Source organism: Actinomyces sp. ZJ308, from assembly GCF_011752065.1.
Lineage (GTDB): Bacteria > Actinomycetota > Actinomycetes > Actinomycetales > Actinomycetaceae > Actinomyces.
Map to the genome: position 1 here is coordinate 1 of NZ_JAAIJY010000008.1, position 22,735 is coordinate 22,735.

The following is a 22,735-nucleotide window of genomic DNA, read 5'->3' on the forward strand; positions in this document are numbered from 1 at the left end:
GTCCGAGCACTCCGAGCACCCGGCCCGGCGTCCACATCCCGAACCCGCTCCACCCACCTCACCAGAGGCCTACGTCCGAAGAGGAAGCATCATGATCGAGGCAGTCAATCTCACCAAGCGCTACGGCCACAAGACCGCGGTGGACAACATCTCCTTCACCGTGCAGCCCGGCACCGTCACCGGGTTCCTGGGCCCCAACGGGGCCGGCAAGTCCACCACGATGCGCATGATCATGGGCCTGGACAAGCCCACCGGAGGCACGGTCACCGTCAACGGACGCCCCTACCGCGACCTGTCCGCCCCCCTGTGCGAGGTCGGTGCCCTGCTGGACGCCAAGGGCCTGCACGGGTCGCGCAGCGCCCGCAACCACCTGCGCCAGCTGGCCGCCTCCAACGGCATCCCATCCAAGCGGGTCGACGAGGTCCTGGAGATCACCGGCCTGACCTCGGTGGCCAAGAAGCGCGTCAAGGGCTTCTCCCTGGGCATGGGCCAGCGCCTGGGCATCGCCGCCGCCCTCCTGGGCGATCCCGGCGTGCTCCTGTTCGACGAGCCCGTCAACGGCCTGGACCCCGAGGGCGTCAAGTGGGTGCGTGAGACCTGCCGCCGTCTGGCCGGCGAGGGCCGCACCGTCTTCATCTCCTCGCACCTCATGAGCGAGATGGCCCAGACCGCCGACCAGCTCCTGGTCATCGGCCGCGGCCGCATCCTGTCGGCCGGCCCGGTCGACGACGTCATCGCCTCGGCCACCACCGACCGCGTGCGCGTGGCCTCCCCCCAGGCCAGCCGGCTCGCCGAGCTCATGGCCGCCCGCAACCTGGCCGCCCGCCCCGTGGCCCCCAGCGTCCTGGAGACCACCGCCGCCACCGCCGCCGTCATCGGCGAGCTCGCCGCGCAGGGCGGCATCGTCCTGCACGAGCTCACCACCATCCACGCCAGCCTCGAGGAGGCCTACCTGACCCTGACCAGTGACTCCGTGGAGTACCGCACCGACCCCGCCCACCAGACCCAGACGCGCCAGCCGGTGGGTCAGGCGCCCCGGCAGAGCCGGCAGAGCCTTCCCCAGCACTGAGGTCCACACTCCCATCGAGCCGCCGGCCCACAGCGCACCCGTCCTCTCCACTCGTCTCGCACCAGAAAGTTCTGTCATGACTGCCAACGCCCCCACCAGCCCCACGTTCCAGACACCCGTCAGCACCGCGGCACGCACCGCCGGAAACGTCGTCCCCCGACCCACGAGCCTGCGCATCCAGGGCCGCCAGACCGTCCTGCGCTCCATACGCGCGGAGTGGATCAAGATCTGGACCCTGCGCTCGACCTGGGTCACCTCCTTCATCGCCATCGCGCTGACTGTCCTGTTCGGCGCCGGCATGTCCGCCGCTTTCGGACAGTCGGAGCAGTACCAGGACATGGCCAAGGACACCATCACCGCAGGCCTGAGCTTCGGGCAGATCGTCGTCGCGGTCCTGGGAGCCCTCATCATCACCGGCGAGTACTCCTCCGGGCAGATCCGCTCGTCCCTGGCCGCCGTGCCCCACCGCGGACGGCTCCTGCTGTCCAAGGCCGTGGTCCTCGCCGTCATCTCCTTCATCCTGGGATCGGTGTCCGTCTTCCTGTCCTGGGCGATCTCCAAGCCCTTCCTCGGCGAGCACGCCGGTTCCCTCACCGACTCCCACTACGCCGGCTACATCTGGGGCTCGGGCCTGGCCTTCGCCGGCATCGCCCTGATGACCCTGGGCATCGGCTTCCTGCTGCGCTCGACCGCCGGCGCCATCACCGTGGTCGTCTCCCTGCTGTTCGTCATCACCGTCCCCCTCCAGCTCGCGGCCGGCAAGTGGGACTGGATCAACAAGATCATCGGCTGCCTGCCCAGCACCGTCTCCTCGGCCGCCTCCGACCCCTTCCAGCTCGCCACCAAGTGGGGCGGGGAGGGGGCCCAGTTCCTCACCCAGGGCCAGGCCATCGCGGTCTTCGTCGCCTGGGCGATCGTCCCCCTCATCGCCGCCTGGCTCGTCTTCTCCCGGCGCGACGCCTGAGCCGGCGCCCGCCGAGACCAGCAGGAGGTCACGACCCGTGTCAGTCCCCACGCCTCCTGCCTCATCCCCCTCCCCCGCCTCTTCTCGGGAGAATCCCGGTTCTCCCGAGGAGAGGTCGGTCCGCTCGGCCCTGGCCAACCCGGCCCTCCTGCGGGCCATGGTCCGCTCCCTGCCGACAACGGGCTCATCCAGTCACTCGCCCTCCACCGCCGACGACGAGCAGACGCCTGCCCCCCGATTCCACCGGGCCCGGCCCTCTCAGCCGCTCAAGTCGCCGTCGATGACACCCCCGTGGAATGACACACTGAGTCCTATGTCCAGCCAGCTGCCCACCCCTCAGCCCGGCCGTACAGCCACTGACGTGCCCGCGGACGACGATCCGGAGCTCCAGCCGGAGCCGGCCCGCCCAGGACTGCTGCGCGCGATCGGACAGTGGTACCACGGTCACCCGATCATCGCGGACACATTCATCGCCCTCGGGATCATTCTGTTGAGTCTGCTCATGATGTTCCTGAACGTCACGGGGCCGGACGCCACTCCCAACACCACCTTGCATCTGCCGATGACGCTGTCCGTACTGGGGATAGCTGGAGCCGCTCTCACACTGCGACGTCGTCATCCTGTATGGGTATGGGCGCTTCTACTGGTCCTTCCTGAGGTCTATCTCGTTGCCCAGATCTACATCTTCCACCTCGATGAGCAACAGCGTGCGGACATGGCATTTGGTATTGCCTTGATTCCCGCACTGGCGATGCCGATCTGCCTGGGCACCATCGCCTCACACCGCAAGGCATCTGTCGCCTGGACGGCATGGGCCGTCAACCTCATCATCAGCACCTGCGACAGCTTCCTCCTGAACTCGTCCTACTCCATGGCGCAGTTCGGACGAAGCGTGTTCATCACGAGTCTCGTCACGGCAATCGGCACCCTGATGGGCCTCAATACCCGCTCCGCCCGCCTGCGGCTCAAGGCCCTGGAGACCCGCTCGGCCCGGATGGCCCTGGCCGGTGAGCAGGCCGCGCTGCTGGCCGCCGCCGAGGAGCGCAGTCGCATCGCCCGGGAGATGCACGACGTCGTCGCCCACTCCCTGGCCGTCATGATCACCATGGCCGACGGCGCCGCCGCCACCGTGGAGCGCAATCCGGCCACCGCCAAGCAGGCCATGGAGACCCTGGCCGAGGCCGGGCGCAGTGCCCTGGCCGACACCCGCCGCCTGGTAGGGGTCCTGCGGGAGGACCCCTCGGTCGCGGGCGGCTCGACGAGCTCGGCGTCCTCCTCCGGCTCGGGGCGCGCCGCAGCCTCCCCTGACCGGGTCCCACCGGCACCGCCAACGACTCCTACCACTGGCACCGCCTCGGAGGAGCCCACGCCCTCTGGCCGGCCCGCTGCTGCACACCGCTCCCGCTGGAACCTGGGGAGAAAGACAGCATCACCAGAGCTGTCGGCATCCTCGACGGCCGCGGCGCCGTCGGCCCGGAGTCACGAGGTCCGCGACGTGCCAGTACCCGAGTTCGCCCCCCTGGGGACCGTGGCACCGGTCGAGCCCAGCGCCCCCATCGCCAGCCTGCGTCGGCAGGCCACCGACAGCGGAGGCGACCGGTCCCGGGGCGACCTGCCCCTGGCGCCGGCCCCCGAGCAGGCCGACATCACCGAGCTGGTCAAGCGCTTCGAGGCGGCGGGCGTGCCCGTCAGCTACCGGTGGGTCGGCGCCGCCCTGCCCGCGGACAAGGCGCTCCAGCTCACGGTGTTCCGCATCGCCCAGGAGGCCCTGACCAACGTGCTGCGCTACGCGCCGACGACGCCGGCCGTCAGCGTCGACGTCGAACGGCACATCGGCACCGTGGTCCTCACCGTGGACAACGAGACCGCCCCCGGTACGCGCCCGATGCACGGATCCGGCAAGGGGCTTATCGGCATGCGCGAGCGCGCATCGGTCTATGGTGGGACCGTACAGGCCGGTCCGACCCCCACGGGCTGGCGAGTCCGCGCGGTCCTGCGCTGGGACGAGCATGACGAAGGGACTTCCTCATGGCAGACGCCCCTGTGAGTAACGGCGGGGCCCAACGGCCCGGCGAGGTCAGCGGCCCGATCAGCGTCGTACTCGCCGACGACCAGGCGCTCATGCGCATGGGCTTCCGCATGGTGCTGGAGGCCGAGGACGACGTCAACGTCGTCGGCGAGGCCTCCGACGGAACGTCCGCCCTGGCCCAGGCCAAGGCCCTGCACCCCGACGTCATCCTCATGGACGTGCGCATGCCGGGCATGAACGGCATCGAGGCCACCGAGCTCATCGCCCGGGAGTGCCCGGGCACGCGCGTGCTCATCCTGACCACCTTCGACCTGGACGAGTACGCCTTCGCCGGGCTGCGAGCGGGGGCCTCCGGGTTCCTGCTCAAGGACACCCGGCCGACCGAGCTGGCCGAGGCGATCCGCACCGTGGCCTCCGGGGAGGCGGTCGTCTCACCGCGCATCACCCAGCGGATGCTGGAGATGTTCGCCTCCTCGCTACCGAACTCGGGGGCGCCGGCTCAGGCCGCGGACCCACGGATCGACTCGCTGACCCCGCGCGAGAAGGAGATCCTGGTGCTCATGAGCCAGGGCATGTCGAACGCGGAGATCGCCGAGCACCTCGTCGTGTCGGCCACCACCGTCAAGACCCACGTGGGCAACGTGCTCGCCAAGCTCGACGTGCGCGACCGCGTCCAGGCCGTCGTCGTCGCCTACGAGACCGGCCTCATGTCCTGATAACTGACCTGACGACCGTTGCTGACGGTGGGCGGCCCCCGTCAGCGGGGGGCGTGGAGGCGCTGCTGGGCGTCGTCGAAACCGAGGGTGACGACCTGCTCGACGGCGTCGGCGGCCTGCTCCAGGGTGACGCCGAGGTCGGCGCGCTCGCGCCCAGGGAAGTCGGACAGGACGAAGTCGGAGGGGTCCTGGCGGCCCGGCGGGCGGCCGATGCCCACGCGCAGGCGCGCGTAGTCCTTGGTGGAGACGGACTTGCTGATGGAGCGCAGGCCGTTGTGGCCACCCTCTCCGCCGCCGCGCTTGAGGCGCAGCTCGTGGGCGGGCAGGTCGAGCTCGTCGTGGATGACGAGCAGGCGGGTGGCGGGGTCGATGCCGTAGTAGGAGACGAGCCCGGCCACGGGGCCGCCGGAGAGGTTCATGAGCACCGAGGGCTCGGCCAGGATGACGCGGGGGCCCGGCGCTCCGCCCGGCATCATGCCCAGTCGCCCCTCGGCCACACGGGCGCGGGCCTTCTTGTGGTTGGAGAACCGGGACCCGGTGCGCTCGGCCAGGACGTCGAGCACCATGTAGCCGACGTTGTGGCGGTTGCGGGCGTACCGGGTCCCGGGGTTCCCCAGCCCGACGACGAGCCAGGCCTCACTCATGCGGCCCGCCCCGGGATGGGTCGGGTGCAGGCGCGGCGACAGGCGCCGAGAGCGCCGGCCGGCGTGTCGTCACGACTGTCCATGCGGGTCACGCGCGGTTCACTCGGCGGCGGCCTCGGCGTCGCCCTCAGCGGGGACGACCTCGGGGACCTCGGAGGCGACCGCGTGCTCATTGGCCACGTTGACCACGGCGGTCTCGGCGTCGGAGACGGCCTCCAGGCCCTCGGGCAGGGCGATGTCGGCGATGGTCAGGACGGTGCCGGCGGCGACACCGGTGATGTCGACCTCGATGGCCTCGGGCACGGAGACGGCCGGGGCGGAGACCACGATGGTGGCGGCCTCGATCATGTGCATGGTGCCGGGGGCGGCGGTGCCGATGACGGTGACCGGGACCTCGACGTCGACGCGCTCGTTGCGGTTCACCAGGAGGAAGTCGACGTGCTGCACGCCGGGGCGGATGGGGTGGCGCTGCACGTCCTTGCCCAGGGCCAGGAGGGTCTCGCCACCGTCGATGGCCAGCTCGACCAGGGCGTTGTCGTTGCTGCGCAGGGCCAGGCGGGTGGCGTGCTCCTCGAGCAGGAGGTGGCGGGGCTCGGTGCCGTGGCCGTAGACGACGACGGGGACCAGGCCGGCGCGGCGGGCCTGGCGGGCCGAGCCCTTGCCGAACTCGGTGCGGTCCTGGGCCTTGAGGGTGATGGCGTTGTTGGCCATGAGGCTCTCCTTGCGGATGAGGCGGGGCCCGGTGCCCCGCGGCTGATGGTGGTCCGGCTGGGCGCGACGACGCGCAGTACCGCCAGGTACCACCACGTCGATCACGGATGCGCGCCTGTGGGGCGCGTCCCTCGCCGGGGCAACGTGGGCAAGACTACGACATGGGCTCGTCCCGCGAACAGCCGCGTCCCCGGTGAGCCGCCCCACCTGGCGTCCGCCGCGCGGTGCGCAGGAGCAGCGCCTCGACGAGATCAAGCCCCTCGCGGTCGTGCCTTATGTCGTGCGGTCGTACCCTCTACCCCTCGAACGCGAGGCGTAACCTACGAACGCGCGGGGCTACGACAGCTCCGCGGCGGCGAGTGCGCGCCGCACGATGAGCCGGGCGGCGTCGTCGTCAATCTCCTCGCGCCGGAACAGGGCACGGAAGTAGATCTGCGCGGCGATCACCTCGCCGATGGAGGCGATGGCGGAACGGTCGACGTCGTCGCCCAGCTCCCCTCGCGCAACGGCACGGGCGAAGACCGGCTCGAAGCGCAGCAGGCGGGCGGCCCAGAACTGCGGCCAGTCGGCGAGGCGCTCAAGGACCTCCGTGGGAGCGTCGATGAGGGCACGCGCCATGGCGACGCCAAGATCCGTACGCAGGAAGGCGGCCACCGACGTCACCGTCGCACACAGGTCCCCCTCGAGGCAGCCGGTGTCGGCGACCTCGATGGCATCCAGGCTCAGGTCCTGGGCGGCGTCGAGGATGAGGGCGTCGACGCTCCGCCACCGGCGGTAGATCGAGGAGGCGTTGACCCCGGAGCGCCTGGCCACCTCGGTGATGGTAACCGCCCTGGCCCCGCCCTCCGAGAGCAGCCCGACGACGGCGTCCAGCACCGTCCGGCGCACACGCGCGGAGCGCCCCCCTGGGCGTGGGCGCACAGCACCTCCGGCGCCGCCCTCCCCCGCCTTCCCTCTGCTGCTCACACTCATGCCGCCAGCCTAGGACAGCCGCTTGCGTCGACGCCGGAGCGCACACTACAGTCTAATGCAAGAAAATTGCTTTTAGAGATCAAGGGGACCTCATGGACGTCACGCACGCTCTCGACCTGGACGCACCCGCCGCCGGCTTCCGCCGTCTGAGCAGCGACAGCTTCCTCAACCTGCAGGCCAACCGATGGCTCGTCAGCGAACGCGCGGTCGCCGACTTCCTCCCGGCCGTCCCGCGCACGACCCGGATCGCCGAGTGGGTGCGGACCTACCTGGACCTGGCCGATCGCTCCCAGGAGCTGGGCCATCACCTGGAAGCCGCCTTCTTCGCCCGCGGGGCGGAGTTCTTCATGCAGCCCGGCAACCCGCTCAAGGCCCCGACCCGCCGGAGGTTCGTCTCCTCGCTGCGGCGCTGCTTCGCGCTGGAGCCCGAGGCGGTCCCCTTCGAGGGCGGGTTTCTGCCCGCCTACGAGCTGGTGGCCCCCGGCGCCGCGGAGCCCCCGGCGAGCACCTGGGTCGTCTTCGGCGGCTTCGACTCCTACATCGAGGAGACCTTCCCCGTCCTGGCCGCGGTGGCGCAGCGCGGCCAGAGGGTCATCGCCTTCGAGGGGCCCGGGCAGGGCGGCGCCCTGGAGGCCGACACGGCGCCCGGGCCCACCGGAGGCAGGCGTCTTGCCATGCGTGCCGACTGGACGGCGCCCCTCTCAGCGATCCTGGACCACTTCGACGTCGATGAGGCCACGGTCGTCGGCATGTCCCTGGGCGGTGGGCTCGTCATGCACGCCGCCGCCGGCGAGCCGAGGGCCAGGCGCGTCGTCGCCTTCGACGTACTCGATGACTTCCTGGAGGTCCTGGTGTCCCAGTCGCTTCCGCCGTCTCTGGCGCGCGGCGTCGGTCGGGCTCTCTCGCGCATCGAGCCGCTCATCACCCACGCTCCCGCAGGCGCTCTCAACCGGGTGCTGACCGAGAGGGCCCGCCACAGCCCGATGGCCTGGTGGGGCATGTGGCAGGGCATGCACGTGACGGGAAAGCGCTCGCCCGCCGAGTTCCTGCGCGCCGCGGCCGCCTTCTCCACGGCCGGCGTCTCCCCGAGAATCACCGGGGACGTCCTGCTGCTGCGAGGCGCCGAGGACGAGTTCGTGCCAGCGCATCAGATGATCCGTCAGGCCGAGCGCCTCACCGCCGCCCGCTCGGTGACCACCCGCACCTTCACGCGGGCCGAGAGCGCCGCCAGCCACTGCCAGACCGGCAACACCGGTCTCATGGCCCGCACGATCCTGGCCTGGGAGGAGGGGCTGTAGGGCGCGAGCCACCGAGGAGCCCACGAGCCTTAGGGCGCGAGGTCGTACCCTCTACCCCTCCGATCTCGCGGCCTAACCTACGAACTCGCGCGGCTGACCGGCGCGGCGAGCCCCGGCGAGATGCTCGCAGTGAGGCCGGATCAGGCCCGCAGAAGCTCCAGGCAGCGGCGCACGTCCTGGATCGGCAGCTGACCGGGGGCGGAGGCCTGAGACTCCCCCAGCTCGTCGGGGACGACGGCGAAGGTGAGCGCCGTCCCGAAGACCGGGGACACGCGGCTGACCGCGCCGAGCGCCCCCATGGACATGGCGGCCACGGGCACGCCCAAGCCCGTCCCCTCCCCCGGGCCCGCGGTGGCCCTGGCGCACACGCCCAGGAGGCGAGCGACGTCGTCGGCGCTGGTGGGCCACACGGCGATCTTGGCCAGGTCCGCCCCCTCGGAGACCATCCGGTCCAGGACCTCCTCCAGGACGGCGTCGGCGGGGGTGGCCTCGAAGTCGTGGAAGGAGGCGACGACGTCGACGCCCAGGGCGTGGGCCTGCTCGGCGACCTGCGGCAGGCAGCCGCGCTGGACCTCGACGTCGATGGCTCTCGGGCGGCGCTCGGGCGCCCAGCCGGCCAGCTCGTCGAGCACGGCGCGCAGGAGGGCGCTGTAGCCGGCGTCATCCAGGTGGGCCCGGCCGCCCTCGGCTGCGGTGCGGCAGGTGAGCAGGAGGGGAGCGCCGTCGACGACGTCGGCCATGCGGCGCAGGCACTCCAGGACCTGGGCGGCCGCCGTGGCCACGACCATCGGGTCGGGGGCCGGCGCCTGCTCACCGGAGGCCTCGGTGACGCTCTCGTCGTCGGGCTCGGTTCCCCCACCGACGGTCCCGCGCCACCCCGCGGGCGCCGGCCTCGGGGACAGGATCGAGGCGCTCACCGAGGCCGCAGCGGCCGAGGCCTCGGCGAACCCCACCAGGGCGTCGGCCTCCTCGAGCAGGTCGACACGCAGTTCGAGGACGTCGGCGCCGGCGTCGATGGCGTGACGGGCCTGGACCCGGGCGCGGGCGGCGGTCGGCCCGGTCAGAGAGACGGCCACCGCGGGCAGCTCCCCGGGACCGCTGGTGACGGTCCGCCCACCCCAGGTCAGCGAGGACTCCCGGCTCATGCCCCGGCGCCTTCCGTGGGACTCTGCGCGGGCACGAGCGACAGGGCGATGCCGTCGAGGATGTCGTAGAGGCTGGTGGTGACCCGCTCCAGCGGGCGCTCGGCGGCGGTGGTCCGCTCCACCACGCGGGTGACGACCTCGCTCCACACGAGGGCCCCGGCGGCGATGACGTCGCGGCGCCCGGGAGCCAGGTAGCCCCAGGAGGCGCGCTGCTCCGCGGTGGAGTGGACGATCGCCTCGCAGGAGGCCAGGACCGTCTGCGGGCTCAGCTCGGCGCCGCTCAGGGCCTCGGGGTCGAAGGCCTGAAGGCCCAGGGCGTGGGCGGTGACAGTGGTGATGGTGCCAGCCAGGCCGACCAGCTGCCCGGGGGCGGACAGGTCGACGACCCGCTCGGCGTCGTCCAGCAGGCCGCGCACCTCGGCGCGGGCGGCGGCCTCGGCGGCCGGGGTGACGCCGCCGGACAGGAAGCGCTCGGTGATGCGCACGCTGCCGGTGTCCAGGCTGATGGCGGCGCTGGGGGCGTTCACGCCCAGGACCAGCTCGGTGGAGCCTCCCCCGAGGTCGACGACGAGGCGCGGCGCCTGCGCGGGACCCGATCCGCCCTGCGCCTCCCCGCCGGCGTCCTCGCTCCCTCCGGCCCCCAGGAGGGAGCCGCTGAAGGACAGGCGGGCCTCCTCCTGGCCGCTGACGACCTCGGGCTCGATGCCGAGCAGCCGGCGCACACCGGCCACGAAGTCCTCCCGGTTGCCGGCGTCTCGGGTGGCGGAGGTGGCCACGAAGCGCCGCACGGCTCCCCCGGGGGCCACTCCCAGCTCGGCGCAGTCGGCGGCGTAGGCCTCCACGACCCTCAGCGTGCGCTCAAGGGCGGCGGGGTCGAGCATGCCGGTGCGGTCCACGCCCTGGCCCAGGCGCACGATCTCGTTGCGGCGGCGCAGAACCTCCAGGCGGGGGCGGCCCGACCGGTCGCGGTCGGCCTCGGCGATGAGGAGGCGGATGGTGTTGGTACCGCAGTCGATTGCGGCGACGCGGGTCATGGCGGCGGCCTCCTGGGCGGGGTCGGGATGGAGAGGACGGGGACGGATAGGGGCCGGTAGGGCAGTGCGGACGCAGACGGCTGACCGCAGTGGCCGGCGGGACCGCGACGGGCCGGACGGCCGGTCAGCAGAAGCAGCGCTCAGGATCCCACAGTCCACGCTCCCGCAGCACCTCCAGCGTGCAGTCGCCGATCGGGTTGACGCCGGGCCCGGCGGCCAGGGCGTGCCCGAGCAGGGCGTGGAGGCACTTGACGCGGGTGGGCATGCCGCCGGCGGAGACGCCCTCGATCTCGGGGACCCGCCCCAGCTCGGCCCGCCGGGACAGGTAGTCGGCGTGGGCGGCGGCGTAGGCGGCGGCCAGCTCCTCGTCGGCGGCCAGGTCGGCGTTGAAGGTCTCCATGAGGTGCTCGGCCTCAAGGGTGGAGCAGCCCTTCACGGCGGCCGGGTGGGTGAGGTAGAAGCTGGTCGGGAAGGGGGTGCCGTCGTCGAGGCGCGGGGCGGTGCGCACCACGGTGGGGCGCCCGCACACGCAGCGGGCCGCGATGGCGACGACGCCGCGCGGCACCCGACCCAGCTGGGCGGCCAGGGCCTCGAGGTCGGCCGGCGTCACCGGTTCGGGGGACTGCTCAGGAGCCGGTTCGCTCGTCGGGGTCTGAGGGTGCGAGGTCACGGGGTCTCCTTCGTCTGCGGGGTGGCGGCCGGGCTCGGCGAGGTACTGGGCGGGTCCGACGGCGCCTGACTGGGCGCGCCCGTCGGCAGACCGTTGCCGGTGGGGTTGAGGGTCTTACCGCCCGTGTCGCTCTGAGAGCCGCCCTGCTCGGCGCCCTCGTCCTTGCTCTCGGACTGGCCGGCGGCCTGGGAGGACTCGCGCAGCGCCTGGTACCAGGGGACGTTCTGGGAGCCCTGAGTGGCCCCGCCGCCGGCGCCGGGCTGCTTGACGGAGTCGGCGCCGACGACGACGTAGCTGGTGTCGCCGGGCATGACGTAGCCGAGACGCTCACGGACCTGGGCGCGCACGTAGGTGTCGTCCTTCCACTGGGCCAGCTCGTTCTCCAGGTTGGTGGAGGTGTCGGAGGCCTCCTTGATCTTGGCGACGACGGCGTCGTACTGGGCCTGCTGGGACAGGTAGGCGCGCAGTGAGGTGAAGACGACGACGAAGGCCAGCAGACACACGACCGCCAGGGTGACGATCCGGGGCGGCAGGACCCGCTCGGGCGCCGTCGTCGGCAGCCCCTGGGGCTCGGAGTCGGCCGGTCCCGGTCCGGTGGAGGAGGAGGCCGCTCGCTCGGCCGGGACCTGACGGGGCTGGGCGCCGCGGGCGACGCGGCGCGTCCCGGACTGGCTGGAGGAGGGGCGGCGCGGAGTCATACCGGCATCCTGCCTCACCTCCGGGCGCGCAAGAGCGCACCCCACCGGGCGCGTTGCTCACTCGCACCCGTCAGCCCCTCCCGGCCGCAGACGACGCTCCGGGGCAGGCGGGAGGACCCGTCTGCCCCGGAGCGGGAGCGTGCGCCGCCGTCGAGCGGAGGAGTCAGTCAGCTGCTCGACGTCGGCAGGCCGCCGTCAGGCTCAGGCCTGGAAGCGGGGAAAGGCGCCGGCACCGGCGTAGACCGCGGCGTCGCCGAGGGCCTCCTCGATGCGCAGGAGCTGGTTGTACTTGTTGACGCGCTCGCCGCGGGCCGGGGCGCCGGTCTTGATCTGGCCGGAGTTGGTGGCCACGGCCAGGTCGGCGATGGTGACGTCCTCGGTCTCACCGGAGCGGTGGGAGGTCATCGACTTGTAGCCGGCGCGGTGGGCCATCTCGACGGCCTCGAGGGTCTCGGTCAGAGAGCCGATCTGGTTGACCTTGACCAGCAGGGCGTTGGCGGCGCCGAGCTTGATGCCCTTGGCGAGGCGCTCGGGGTTGGTGACGAAGAAGTCGTCACCGACGAGCTGGACCTTGTCGCCGATCTTGTCGGTCAGGGCCTTCCAGTCGTCCCACTCGTCCTCGGAGAGCGGGTCCTCGATGGAGACGATCGGGAAGTCCTTCACGAGCTTCTCGTAGTAGTCGACCATGAAGTCGTTGTCGCGGGCCTCGCCCTCGAACTGGTAGGTCTTGGTCTTCTCGTCGAAGAACTCCGAGGAGGCGACGTCCATGGCCAGGGCCACGTCCTTGCCGGGCTTGTAGCCGGCCTTCTCGATGGCCTCGACGATGAGCTCGAGGGCCTCGCGGTTGGAGTCGAGGTTGGGGGCGAAGCCACCCTCGTCACCCAGGCCGGTGGACAGGCCGCGCTCCTTCACGACCGCCTTGAGGGCGTGGTAGACCTCGGCGCCCATGCGCAGGGCCTCACGGAAGGTGGGGGCGCCGATGGGGGCGATCATGAACTCCTGGATGTCCACGTTGGAGTCGGCGTGGGAGCCGCCGTTGAGGATGTTCATCATGGGCACGGGCAGGACGTGGGCGCCCGGGCCGCCGACGTACTGGAACAGGTCCAGGCCGGCGGACTCGGCAGAGGCCTGGGCGGCGGCCAGGGAGACACCGAGGATGGCGTTGGCGCCCAGCTTGCCCTTGTTGGGGGTGCCGTCGAGCTCGATCATGAGCTGGTCGAGGCCGCGCTGGTCGGCGGCGTCGAAGCCGATGATCTCGGGGGCGATGACGTCGTTGACATTGGCGACGGCCTTCTCGACACCCTTGGCGCCGTAGCGGTCCTTGTCGCCGTCGCGCAGCTCGACGGCCTCGAAGGCACCGGTGGAGGCGCCCGAGGGGACGGCGGCGCGAGCGGAGGCACCGTCCTCCAGGAGGATCTCGACCTCGAGGGTCGGGTTGCCACGGGAGTCGAGGATCTCGCGGGCGTGAACGTTCTCGATGAGGGCCACTTGGTGCTCCTTGCTGAGGGGATCGTGATGCGGTCGTCGGCGTCGGGCACACTCGCGCGCGACTGCCGAATGCAGGGCCAGCCTAGCGGGCCAACCACCCCACTACGAGGGCAATGGTCCTGGGGAATACACAGTGTTCACGCCCGGCGAGAACACTGGACGGCGTTACGTCCCCGGTTCCGCCGGTCCCTTACCGGGCGTCGCCCTCGGACTGGCCGGTGCCGCCCTCGTCTAGGCCGCCGTTCGCCTGACCGGGCTGCTCGGCGCCGTCAGCAGCACCGTCAGCGGCGCCCTCGCCAGTGCCCGACTCCGTCTCGCCTCCGGCCTGGCCGTCCGTCTGACCGGAGTCGGAGGGCTGCTCGCCCCCGCCCTGTTGGGGAGCCTGCTGCTGGGGCTGCTGACCGCCTTGTTGCGGGACCTGCTGCTGGCCGCCCTGCTGAGGCACCTGCTGCTGTTGAGGCTGTTGCTGGTTGCCGCCGGAGGGGTTGTTGGTGGCGCTCAGACGGGGGTCCTCCTGGGTCCACCAGGCCGGGGCGCTGTCGGGGTAGCGCGGTGAGCGGTCGCCGGTCAGCGTGCCGCGGAGCCTGCTCAGGTCGGCGGCGATGGCCTGAGCCTGGTCCTGCTGCTGACGGAACTGGTTGAACAGGATGTTCGCCCGCAGGTAGGCGAGCGTGCTGGCCTCGCGCGGCTCGACGCCCAGCTGCTCCTTGGCCAGCTGCACGATCTGCGCATCGGTGATGGTGATGCCGTGGGCATGGCCGACCTCCGTGATGATGGGGGCCTCGATGAGGGCGCCGGCGATGTCGACCCGCGTCGGGGTCTGACGCTGCTGATCCGTTCCCTGACTCGCCTGGCCGGGCTTGGGCTCCATGTCCTTGGCCACGACGTCGATGTCCTTCTCGGTCACGACGATGGAGTGGCTGGTCCCGTCCATGCCGGTGTACCGCATGTCAGCGGCCTGGCCGGGGCGGTCGTTGCAGCCGGTGAGCGCCCCGACGGCGATGAGGAGTGCAGCGCCGGCGGCGAGGACGCGCGTGCGTGCGGTGAGGCTTCGGGTCACGGTCTGCTCCTGAGGGGACGACGCCGGAGGGCGACGGGATGGTGCGACAGAGTGTCACAACGTTGCTGGTCCCAGACCTTACCGCCCCGCCCCCGACGGCGCACGCAGCCCTCCCGCCTTCTCCGAGGACCACGGCCCCCGCACGGCGGCTCCGGCCCCACTCCACGACGGTTGGATGCTACTGGCCGACACATGACCACACTCCACGACAGCCCGGGCTTCGTGCAGTGCGGTCAACTCCCGTGGAGTGGCCCCCAACCTTCGTGGAGTACCCGTGGATCAGGAGCCGCAGAGCCGGAGCCGGTACCGGAGCGGCCCTCAGCGGCGCTTGCGGTAGGTGGTGGCCTCGGTCTCGTAGGCGGCATCGCCCTCGACGACGGCGTGCAGCAGCACCTCGGCCCACCGCACGACCTCCTCGCCGGACAGGGCCGCCCCGCCCATGCGGTTGGTGCCCGGCGCGGGCACCACGATGGTACGCGTGGCCGGCTTGAGGACCGTACCCGGGTAGAGGCGGGTCACCTTCATGCGCGCCGACTCCGGCAGGTCCACCGGGGCGAAGCGCACCGACTTGCCCTGGGCCACGATCTCGCGCACCCCCAGCTCGGCCGCCAGGGCCCGCAGCCGAGCCAGCGCCGCCAGGCGGGCGGTCGCCTCGGGCACCGGCCCGTAGCGGTCGGCCAGCTCCTCCAGGACGTCGTCGACCTGCTCGCCCGAGCGCGCCGCCGCGAACTTCGTGTACGCCTCCAGGCGCAGGCGCTCGTGAGGGATGTAGTCCTCGGGGACCGTGGCGTCCACGGGCAGCTCGATGCGCAGCTCCACGTCCTCGTCATCGCCCTCCTCGAAGCCGACGGCGTCGGCGCCGGCCCTCCCGGAGCGGGCCAGGGCCTTCTTGTAGGCGGAGACGGCCTCGGAGACCATGCGCACGTAGAGGTCGAAACCGACCCCGGCGATGTGCCCGGACTGCTCGCCGCCCAGCAGGTTGCCCGAGCCGCGGATCTCCAGGTCCTTCATGGCCACCTGCATCCCGGCCCCCAGGTCGGTGTTGGTGGCGATGGTGCGCAGGCGCTCCAGGGCCGTCTCGGTCAGCGGCCTGTCCGAGGGGTAGAGGAAGTAGGCGTAGGCGCGCTCGCGGCCGCGCCCCACGCGCCCGCGCAGCTGGTGGAGCTGGGACAGGCCCATGCGGTCGGCGCGGTCGACGATGAGGGTGTTGGCGTTGGAGACGTCCAGGCCGGTCTCCACGATCGTGGTGCACACGAGCACATCGGTCTCCTTGCGCCAGAAGGAGTCGATGACCGCCTCCAGCTGGTGCTCGTTCATCTGACCGTGGGCGGTGGCCACGCGCGCCTCGGGGACCAGCTCGGCCAGGCGCGCGGCGGTGGCGTCGATGTCCTCGACCCGGTTGTGGACGAAGAACACCTGCCCCTCGCGCAGCAGCTCGCGGCGGATGGCGGCGGAGACCTGCTTGGTCTCGTAGGCGCCCACGTAGGTCAGGATCGGGTGGCGGTCCTCGGGCGGGGTCGCCAGGGTGGACATCTCGCGCAGTCCGGTGACCGCCATCTCCAGGGTCCGCGGGATCGGGGTGGCGGACATCGACAGGACGTCCACGTTGGTGCGCAGCGCCTTGAGGGTCTCCTTGTGCTCCACCCCGAAGCGCTGCTCCTCGTCGATGATGACCAGTCCCAGGTCCTTGAACCTCACCTGGCCGGTGATGAGGCGGTGGGTTCCCACGACGACGTCGATGCTCCCCTTCTCCAGGCCCTGGAGCACCTTGGCGGACTCGGCGGCGTCCTGGAACCGGGACAGGGCCCCCACGGTCACCGGGAAGCCGGCGTAGCGCTCGGTGAAGGTCTCGGCGTGCTGGCTGACCAGCAGCGTCGTGGGCACCAGGACCGCGACCTGCTTGCCGTCCTGGACGGCCTTGAAGGCGGCGCGCACGGCGATCTCGGTCTTGCCGTAGCCGACGTCGCCGCACACGAGCCGGTCCATCGGCTGGGCCTTCTCCATGTCGGCCTTGACCTCGTCGATGGTGGAGAGCTGATCGGGGGTCTCGGTGTAGGGGAAGGCCTCCTCCAGCTCTGTCTGCCAGGGGGTGTCGGGGCCGAAGGCGTGGCCGGTGGTGGCGGCGCGGGCGGCGTAGAGGCGCACGAGCTCCCCGGCGATCTCGCGCACGGCCTTGCGGGCCCTGGACTTGGTCTTGGCCCAGTCGGCGCCGCCCATCCTGCTCAGGGCGGGGCTGTCGCCGCCGACGTACTTGGTGACCTGGTCCAGGGCGTCGGTGGGCACCAGGAGGCGGTCGCCGGGCTGGCCGCGCTTGGAGGGCGCGTACTCGATGACGAGGTACTCGCGGGTGGCCGATGAGCGGGCCCCGCCCACGGTGCGCCGGCTCAGCTCGATGAAGCGCCCCACCCCGTGCTGGGCGTGCACCACGAGGTCCCCGGCGTGCAGGGACAGGGGGTCCACGGAGCGGCGGGTGCGGCGGGCCGGCAGGCTGCGGCGCTCACGGGGGCCGGCCGAGGCCCGCCCGGTGAGGTCGGACTCGGCGATGAGGGCCAGGCGCAGCCCCTCGGCCAGGAAGCCGTGACCGGCGCTGGCCTGGGTGACGCGCACGACGCCGTCGCCCGGGCCGGGCACCGCACCGCCGCCGGGACCATCGGCAGCACTATCGACACTATCGACGCCGTCGGTCACCTCGGAGGGGGCGGCCTCATCGGGGGCCCAGTCGCCGTCGCGGCCGAGCTCGCCGACCTCGGAGAGCTGGTCGACGATGCGGGCGGGCACGTCGCCGTCGCCCAGGAGCTGGGCCATGCGCCGACCGGGCCCGGGCCCGTCGGTGGCCACGACGACGGTCCAGCCCTGGCGGGCCCACTGGCCCAGGTCGGCCACCGCCCGATCGAGCTCGCCGCGGTAGGTGCGCGGGTCGCTCAGGGGCAGGCGGGTGGTCTCGGGGCCGGCGGCCAGGGCGGTGAAGGACCACCAGCCGCGGTTGGTGGACATCGCCAGTGCCCGGGCCTCGGCCAGGTGGGCGAAGGCGGCGGCGGACAGGTCGACGGGGACCGTGCCGCCGGAGGCCGCCGAGGTCCAGGCGGCGGCGAGGAACTCGGTGGTGGTGGCCGTCAGGTCCTCGGCGCGCTTGCGGACCCGCTCGGGCTCCAGGAGCACTGTGAGCCGGTCGCCGACGAGGTCGAGCAGCGGGACCATCGCGTCGACCAGCACCGGGGCCAGGGACTCCATGCCCTCCACGGCGATGCCCTGGCTGATCCTCTCCAGCATGTCGGCGGCGCCGGGGACGGCGTCGGTCAGGGCGGCGGCGCGCTCACGCACCTTGTCGGTCAGGACCAGCTCGCGGCAGGCGGTGGCGGTGACGGCGGGCAGTGCCTCGATGGTGCGCTGGTCGGCGACGGCGAAGGAGGAGACCTCGTCGATCTCGTCGCCGAAGAAGTCCACGCGCACCGGCCGCGGCTCGGAGGGCGGGAAGACGTCGAGGATGCCGCCGCGCACGGCGTACTCGCCGCGGGACTCGACCATGTCGACGCGGGTGTAGGCGGCGGCCTCCAGGCGGCGGGCGGTCTCCTCCAGGCCGAGGGCCAGGCCGGGGGCGAGGTGAACGGGCTCGAGCTCGCCCAGCCCCGCGATGACGGGGGCCAGGAGGGCGCGCACGGGGACCACGAGGACGCGGATCGCGCCGCCCTCCTCGGGGTGGGCCAGGCGCCGCAGGACGGATAGGCGCTGGGCGACGGTGTCGGCGCGCGGCGAGAGTCGCTCGTGGGGCAGGGTCTCCCAGGCGGGCATGACGGCGACGTCGTCGGCCGGCAGGTAGCTGCGCAGGGCCAGGGCGGTCTCCTCGGCCTCGCGGCCGGTGGCGGTGACGACCAGCAGGGGCGTGCCCGAGGTTGCGTCGTCACCCGTTCCCCGCTGTCCGACGGCGGCCTCGGCCGTTCCGGCGGCGTCGCCGGCGACCCGCTTGACACCCTCCTCCCCCAGGGTCATGGCGGCCAGGACGGCGGGCCGGGCGCCCGGCGCGACGACGAGGCCGCGGTCGGAGCGCGAGCGCGAGGCGGCTGCGCGAACGGTGCGGGCGATGTCGGCGTCGGCGAGCAGCGGGGGCAGGAGCGCGGTCAGAAGCACGGCCGCGAGTCTAGTGACTCCCGGCCCCGGCACCACTGTCAGGACGGACCGGTCGGCCGGTGAAGGCGCTGCGGGACCAGTCCCTGCCCCGGATGCGGTTCCAGGGGTTGTCCTGTCCGGCGACGACGCCCACCCCGCCTCCCGCGGTGTTGTTGCGGCTCTCCAGCAGGACCGAGACCTGCGCCGAGGCCGCCATCCCGGCGATGAGCCACACGACGGTGCCGATCTGGGTGATGAAGGCGACCGTCCCGTAGGCCGGGATGAGGCTGAGCAGGGCGATCTGGGCGGGGTTGGAGCGCTGGACGAAGGCCCGCGCCAGGTAGACCACTAGTCCCACCATGATGAGGACCACGGGGATCCAGCCGAAGCGCAGGGCGGTCAGGAGCAGGTGGTTGTCGATGGAGGTGTAACCGCCCCAGGCGACCGAGTCCCCCGACTTCTGGTAGGCCGAGGACAGCCCCAGCGGCTTGAGCTGGCGCACGAGGACGAGGATGTCGCCGCGGTAACCGGCCGAGTCCTCCTGCTCGCGGCCGGCCGAGTCGAAGACGCCCAGGACGTAGGGCAGCAGGACGCTGCCCACACCGACCAGCACCATGAGGAAGCTCATCCGCCACAGGGCGGGGATGTTGGTGTGCACCTGCATGAGGCTGAGGATGACGGCGATGACGGCGCACGCGATGGCCGCGCGGGAGAAGGTCGGGATGGTCGCCCCCAGGACGAGGGCGCCGGCCGCGATCCGGTAGCCCGGCCTCCACCGCGTCGCCAGGATGAGCGGGATCCCCGCCGCCAGGCACACCCCCAGGGCGATGGGGTGCCCGAAGGCCCCCTCGACGCGGGTGAGGCTCCCCCTGGCCAGAGGCGGGGCCCACTCCTCGTAGAGGTTGTTGTGGACGGTGATGTAGCTGAAGGGATTGATGGTGGTGACGGCCTCGAACAGCGCCAGCACGGACACGATGATCCACACGATCGCCAGGACCTCGGCCATGCGCCGCAGCCCGAGCCGTTCCACGAGCAGCCGCCCGGCGAGGTAGGCGGGCAGGGCGCCGAAGACGACGTCGGACAGGACGTAGTTGAGCGGCGATCCCATGGCGACGGACAGGCCCACCAGCCCCCAGGCGGTGGCGACCATGAGGTCCCCGCTGGTCAGGCGCCACGAGAAGCCGGGCAGCAGGGCGAGGATCACCAGGAAGCAGGCCAGGGCGGCCGGGGGCACGTTGGGCTCGAAGGGGATCATGACCCACACCGGCACGAACCCGATGGCGCACATGACCAGCCCCGCCCCGACGATGGGGCGCCGGTGGATGCGGTCGGCCACGAGGATGAGGACCGCCAGGGCTGCGGCCACCATGGGGAGGACGATGAACAGGGTCCTGGCCAAGGACATCTCTCCCCCTTGTCATGATGGCTGTCACAGTGACTGTCACGGTGAGCGTCACAGCGGCCGTCACGGTATCTGATCGGTGAAACGGGCGGCTCGTCAGCGCTGCATCGGCAACGCGTCCGTGACCGCAGCCCCGCCGCAGTGCCGCTGTGGGAACTGCCCGGGAAGATGCTGAGAGCACCTCCGCCGTCCTGACCAAGGTCAGGCGAGACCGGAAGAAGTCCGACGGCGTCGGCCGCGCTCGGCCGGCTCCGGCGTCCTCCTCGCCGCGTTGGCGGGAGTCCTCAGGACCCTCGCCTGACGCACGGCTCCGGTGAAAGACTCACCACATCGTCCGGTGCCACGCGACGGAAGAATCCAGGCGTGGCCGGGGGCGCAGCGAAGGCTACTACAGTCACCGAGACCTGAGCGTGATCTTACAGTTAGGGTTGGGCCGTAGCCTTTCAGCATGCGTCGGGTCCTTCGGATCCGACCGGCCGCCAGAAACCGACCAGATCCAGACCAGATGAGGAGCAGCGTGCAGCCTTCGCAGATCCTTCACGCCATCCGCAGGAACCTCGTAGCCTGCCTCGTCATCCTGCTCGTGTGCACCCTGGCCGGGCTCGGGGTGGCCCTGTCGACGAAGCCGGTGGCAGCGGCGACCACCACTGTGGGCATCCAGCCCAAGTCCAAGGAGACTCCCTCCTTCTCGACCCAGGCCAAGGACCTCATGCCCACCCTGGTGGAGCTCTCCAAGAGCCCGAAGGTCCTGGATCCGGCGGCGACCTCCCTGAAGATGAGGACCACCGACCTGTCGGACGCCCTGACGGTCACCAACCCGCCCGAGACCCTGGTCCTGTCCATCACCGCCAAGGCCGACAGCAAGCAGAAGGCCGTTGACATGGCACAGGCGACGGCGGCCTCCCTCAACAAGGAGCTCTCCTCCGGTGACCTGCTCGGCAAGGAGGCCCTGGGGATGACGACGAGCACCACCTCGCCGGCCACCACGTCCAATGCCACGATGGAGCGCCCGGGCGCCCGCGCCTCGGCCGTCTCCGGGCTGCTGCTGGGACTACTGGCCTCCGTCTCCTACGCCATGTTCCGCCACCGCCGCGACAGCGGTCACGGCGCCGAGCGCAGCGGTGAGGGCGGCGCCGGACGGGCCGCGGCCGCCCTGCATGCTCTGAGGCAGAAGGCGGCCGCTCTTCTGCAGCCGAGCCCCGCCCCGGCCCAGGCTCAGATGCAGACGCCGGACCCCTATCAGTACCAGCAGCTTCAGAGCCAGTCACCGGTTCCGGCCTCTGCGGAGGGGGCCTTCACTCAGGCCTCCCAGTACGCTCAGGCGCCCGGGGCCATTGCGCCCCAGGCCGCTTCTGCCTCGATGCCCTCCCCCGTCTCGGCTCCCATGGTGTCCGGGTCGTCGTCGAGCTCGGCGCCGGTTCCGACGTCCCAGCCGACGGCGTCGTCCGCCGCGGCCCCGACCTTCTCCGCGCAGCAGGCGCCGGAGCAGACGACCGCGATGCCCGCGGTCTCCGCCCCCGTGTACTCCCCCTCGCCGGTGCCCTCATCCGCTCAGGGGCCGTACCACGCCCCCCTGCCGACGCCGTCCTCGATCTCCACCGCGACCTCCTCGGTGTCCTCCACATCGTCAACGGGCTCCACGGCCTCCGTGAGCTCGGCGATGTCGATGCCCTCGGCCGCGTCGCTGTCGTCGGCGTCCGCGGCCTCGGCCCCCGCGCACGGCTCCTTCACCTCCGGCATCTCCTCGGCCGTGCACCGCCAGCAGGCCGGCGGGCAGGCGTCGGCTGCCTCGGCAGGAATCGTCTCATCGGGATCGGAGCCCGAGGGCGCGCCGTCCTACACGCACGCACCCCTGCCGCCACCGCCTCCCACCCCCGTGGATCTGACGGTGCCCGCCTCCCCCTCGATCGCGGTGCAGCCGTACACGTCGGCGACGGCCTCCGGGAGCCACCGCTCCCCGGGAGCACCGGATGCCCCCACCCGGCGCAGCACCGCTCTTCCCACCGGCCAGACGGTCCCGGCATCCTCGGCCTCCCCGGCGTCCTCCACGCCGCCGGCCGGGACCTCCCGCGAGTACCCGCCCGCTCCGGGGGCCTCCGCGCCCCTGTCGTCCTCGTCCCCCTCTGCGCCGGTACCCGGCAGGCGGCGGGCCTCGACTCCGGCGTCGACCTCCGCGCCGAGCGTGCCCACCCGGCGTCGAATCACCTCGCCGTCAGTGGACCGTCCGGTATCGCCAACCGGCTGGCAGGACGCGTCCTCCCTCCCGACGACGACGAGCCGCCGCCGGGCCCAGAGCTCGACCTCGGCTCCCGAGACCACATCCGCCGCAGGGGCCGCACGCCCCACCCGGGGTCAGGAGTCCGCTCCAGAGGCGGAGTCCTCCTCGTCCTCCGCCGCCCGCCCGACGTCGGTGCGTCAGCAGGCGCCCTCACGCCGGCAGACCCTCGCCCGTCGTCGGCGGATGTCCAAGCCGCGCCTGACCCTCGTGGCACCGCTGGCCGAGGAGACCTCCACCGACCAGACCCGTCACCTCACGCCGGTGACGGCCTCGGTCGGCGGCCGTCACCGCAGCCCCGACCCGCCGGACGCTCCACCGCCGCCTCCACCGCCGTCGATCCAGCCCACCCAGCAGATGGCCTCGGCGGCCTCCGCGGCCTCGGCCCGGCGCAGCACCCAGTCGCCGCGCCGCTCCTGGTAGGCCCCGCCAAGCGCTGACAGTCTCAGGGCGGGC

17 protein-coding genes are annotated in these 22,735 nt (G+C 72.2%); 6 read left to right on the top strand and 11 right to left on the bottom strand.

Annotated features, from left to right (window positions below):
* The first annotated feature begins 91 nt into the window (after positions 1 to 91).
* The 4 genes from HCR68_RS05325 (at position 92) to HCR68_RS05340 (ending at position 4,778) form a co-directional block, all read left to right on the top strand.
* Positions 92 to 1,069 carry an ABC transporter ATP-binding protein gene (locus HCR68_RS05325; protein ID WP_167147180.1) on the top strand — a complete coding sequence of 326 codons (978 nt, stop codon included), beginning with the start codon at positions 92 to 94 and terminating at the stop codon, positions 1,067 to 1,069.
* Positions 1,070 to 1,145: 76 nt separating this feature from the next.
* Positions 1,146 to 2,033: an ABC transporter permease subunit gene (locus HCR68_RS05330; protein WP_167147183.1), complete on the top strand. Its 888-nt coding sequence runs from the start codon at positions 1,146 to 1,148 to the stop codon at positions 2,031 to 2,033.
* A 313-nt stretch (positions 2,034 to 2,346) separates the two neighbouring features.
* Positions 2,347 to 4,080 carry a histidine kinase gene (locus tag HCR68_RS05335; RefSeq protein WP_167147185.1) on the top strand — a complete coding sequence of 578 codons (1,734 nt, stop codon included), beginning with the start codon at positions 2,347 to 2,349 and terminating at the stop codon, positions 4,078 to 4,080.
* The gene (locus HCR68_RS05340; RefSeq protein WP_167147188.1) at positions 4,062 to 4,778 is read left to right on the top strand and encodes a response regulator transcription factor; all 717 of its coding nucleotides are present in this window, start codon (positions 4,062 to 4,064) and stop codon (positions 4,776 to 4,778) included. Before HCR68_RS05335 ends, HCR68_RS05340 begins: the two co-directional genes overlap by 19 nt.
* A 41-nt stretch (positions 4,779 to 4,819) precedes the next feature.
* Here HCR68_RS05340 and pth read toward each other — a convergent pair whose 3' ends face one another.
* The 3 genes from pth to HCR68_RS05355 all read right to left on the bottom strand — a co-directional run bounded on the left by pth (position 4,820) and on the right by HCR68_RS05355 (position 7,105).
* Complete coding sequence (pth, locus tag HCR68_RS05345) at positions 4,820 to 5,422, bottom strand: aminoacyl-tRNA hydrolase (RefSeq protein ID WP_167147191.1); 603 nt, start codon at positions 5,420 to 5,422, stop codon at positions 4,820 to 4,822.
* Between the two features lie 99 nt (positions 5,423 to 5,521).
* Positions 5,522 to 6,133 (bottom strand): 50S ribosomal protein L25/general stress protein Ctc, encoded by a 612-nt coding sequence (locus HCR68_RS05350; protein WP_167147339.1) that lies wholly within the window; start codon positions 6,131 to 6,133, stop codon positions 5,522 to 5,524.
* 336 nt (positions 6,134 to 6,469) lie between these two features.
* Complete coding sequence (locus HCR68_RS05355) at positions 6,470 to 7,105, bottom strand: TetR/AcrR family transcriptional regulator (protein WP_167147194.1); 636 nt, start codon at positions 7,103 to 7,105, stop codon at positions 6,470 to 6,472.
* Positions 7,106 to 7,197: 92 nt separating this feature from the next.
* Here HCR68_RS05355 and HCR68_RS05360 point away from each other — a divergent pair, with 92 nt between their 5' ends.
* A complete protein-coding gene (locus HCR68_RS05360; protein ID WP_167147197.1) occupies positions 7,198 to 8,403 on the top strand; it encodes an alpha/beta hydrolase in 1,206 nt (401 codons plus the stop codon).
* Positions 8,404 to 8,543: 140 nt separating this feature from the next.
* Here the strand turns inward: HCR68_RS05360 and HCR68_RS05365 are convergent, their stop codons facing one another.
* From HCR68_RS05365 to HCR68_RS05400, 8 genes are all read right to left on the bottom strand, one after another.
* Positions 8,544 to 9,548, bottom strand: a complete 1,005-nt coding sequence (locus HCR68_RS05365) for a type I 3-dehydroquinate dehydratase (RefSeq protein ID WP_167147200.1) — start codon at positions 9,546 to 9,548, stop codon at positions 8,544 to 8,546.
* On the bottom strand, positions 9,545 to 10,582 hold the full coding sequence (locus HCR68_RS05370; RefSeq protein WP_167147203.1) for an exopolyphosphatase: 1,038 nt from the start codon (positions 10,580 to 10,582) through the stop codon (positions 9,545 to 9,547). The genes HCR68_RS05365 and HCR68_RS05370 overlap by 4 nt, the downstream gene beginning before the upstream one ends.
* A gap of 124 nt (positions 10,583 to 10,706) precedes the next feature.
* Positions 10,707 to 11,252, bottom strand: coding sequence for a DUF501 domain-containing protein (locus HCR68_RS05375; RefSeq protein ID WP_167147207.1), 546 nt, complete (start codon positions 11,250 to 11,252; stop codon positions 10,707 to 10,709).
* Entirely contained in the window at positions 11,249 to 11,950 is a 702-nt protein-coding gene (locus HCR68_RS05380; protein ID WP_167147209.1) for a septum formation initiator family protein, read from the bottom strand. Before HCR68_RS05380 ends, HCR68_RS05375 begins: the two co-directional genes overlap by 4 nt.
* Before the next feature lie 201 nt (positions 11,951 to 12,151).
* Positions 12,152 to 13,438, bottom strand: a complete 1,287-nt coding sequence (gene eno, locus HCR68_RS05385; protein ID WP_167147212.1) for a phosphopyruvate hydratase — start codon at positions 13,436 to 13,438, stop codon at positions 12,152 to 12,154.
* A 190-nt stretch (positions 13,439 to 13,628) separates the two neighbouring features.
* A complete protein-coding gene (locus HCR68_RS05390; RefSeq protein ID WP_167147215.1) occupies positions 13,629 to 14,498 on the bottom strand; it encodes a hypothetical protein in 870 nt (289 codons plus the stop codon).
* 318 nt (positions 14,499 to 14,816) lie between these two features.
* Positions 14,817 to 18,623, bottom strand: coding sequence for a transcription-repair coupling factor (mfd, locus tag HCR68_RS05395; RefSeq protein WP_167147218.1), 3,807 nt, complete (start codon positions 18,621 to 18,623; stop codon positions 14,817 to 14,819).
* A gap of 10 nt (positions 18,624 to 18,633) precedes the next feature.
* A complete protein-coding gene (locus HCR68_RS05400) occupies positions 18,634 to 20,007 on the bottom strand; it encodes a hypothetical protein (RefSeq protein WP_167147221.1) in 1,374 nt (457 codons plus the stop codon).
* 514 nt (positions 20,008 to 20,521) lie between these two features.
* Here HCR68_RS05400 and HCR68_RS05405 point away from each other — a divergent pair.
* On the top strand, positions 20,522 to 22,702 hold the full coding sequence (locus HCR68_RS05405; protein ID WP_243858949.1) for a chain-length determining protein: 2,181 nt from the start codon (positions 20,522 to 20,524) through the stop codon (positions 22,700 to 22,702).
* Positions 22,703 to 22,735: the final 33 nt, after the last annotated feature.

Bases quoted from the DNA above. Each gene is read 5' to 3' on its own strand.
- HCR68_RS05325 (WP_167147180.1), top strand. From the start codon at position 92: ATGATCGAGGCAGTCAATCTCACCAAGCGCTACGGCCACAAGACCGCG.
- HCR68_RS05330 (WP_167147183.1), top strand. From the start codon at position 1,146: ATGACTGCCAACGCCCCCACCAGCCCCACGTTCCAGACACCCGTCAGC.
- HCR68_RS05335 (WP_167147185.1), top strand. From the start codon at position 2,347: ATGTCCAGCCAGCTGCCCACCCCTCAGCCCGGCCGTACAGCCACTGAC.
- HCR68_RS05340 (WP_167147188.1), top strand. From the start codon at position 4,062: ATGGCAGACGCCCCTGTGAGTAACGGCGGGGCCCAACGGCCCGGCGAG.
- pth (WP_167147191.1), bottom strand. From the start codon at position 5,422: ATGAGTGAGGCCTGGCTCGTCGTCGGGCTGGGGAACCCCGGGACCCGG.
- HCR68_RS05350 (WP_167147339.1), bottom strand. From the start codon at position 6,133: ATGGCCAACAACGCCATCACCCTCAAGGCCCAGGACCGCACCGAGTTC.
- HCR68_RS05355 (WP_167147194.1), bottom strand. From the start codon at position 7,105: ATGAGTGTGAGCAGCAGAGGGAAGGCGGGGGAGGGCGGCGCCGGAGGT.
- HCR68_RS05360 (WP_167147197.1), top strand. From the start codon at position 7,198: ATGGACGTCACGCACGCTCTCGACCTGGACGCACCCGCCGCCGGCTTC.
- HCR68_RS05365 (WP_167147200.1), bottom strand. From the start codon at position 9,548: ATGAGCCGGGAGTCCTCGCTGACCTGGGGTGGGCGGACCGTCACCAGC.
- HCR68_RS05370 (WP_167147203.1), bottom strand. From the start codon at position 10,582: ATGACCCGCGTCGCCGCAATCGACTGCGGTACCAACACCATCCGCCTC.
- HCR68_RS05380 (WP_167147209.1), bottom strand. From the start codon at position 11,950: ATGACTCCGCGCCGCCCCTCCTCCAGCCAGTCCGGGACGCGCCGCGTC.
- HCR68_RS05400 (WP_167147221.1), bottom strand. From the start codon at position 20,007: ATGTCCTTGGCCAGGACCCTGTTCATCGTCCTCCCCATGGTGGCCGCA.